This window comes from Bartonella melophagi K-2C, assembly GCF_000278255.1.
Taxonomy (GTDB): Bacteria; Pseudomonadota; Alphaproteobacteria; order Rhizobiales; family Rhizobiaceae; genus Bartonella; species Bartonella melophagi.
Window position 1 is genome coordinate 270,810 of sequence record NZ_JH725083.1, and the last position, 431, is coordinate 271,240.

Consider the following 431-nt stretch of genomic DNA (forward strand, 5'->3'; position numbering starts at 1 on the left):
AATCAAAAAAGAGCTCGTTCACTAAAAGAAGAATTGCATGATTTAAAATTTGATAATTGGATAGAGAGGTTTGGAGGTTCGCTTTCAGAATTATGCATGTTGATTAAGCAAGAGCAAGCTACACTTAAAAAATTATCCACTTCAATTCAGCAAGAAGGTAAGCAATTACAGCAGAAAAGAGAAAACGTGGATTTACAAATGGAATGGCTTGATATGCTCAGTCAAAGTAATATTGAAATCAACGCAAAAAAACCGGTTAAACCGATAAAGATTTTACCACCAATGAAAATTATTCCTTTTGAACAAAAGGAAAATCTTCAGACAAACAAACCTCTTCAAGCGTAACATTGTACGACAGTTAACGTAGCCCTCTTATTGTTTAGTATTCAGAGTTCTTAAGAAGGCTACTTTTTAACATTTTTTCAATTGAG

At 32.7% G+C, this 431-nt stretch carries 1 protein-coding gene; it reads left to right on the plus strand.

Annotated elements, in window-relative coordinates; translation table 11 throughout:
* A partial coding sequence (locus ME3_RS07375; RefSeq protein ID WP_007477729.1) for a hypothetical protein occupies nucleotides 1–345 on the plus strand: 345 nt, incomplete at its 5' end.
* Nucleotides 346–431 lie beyond the last annotated feature (86 nt).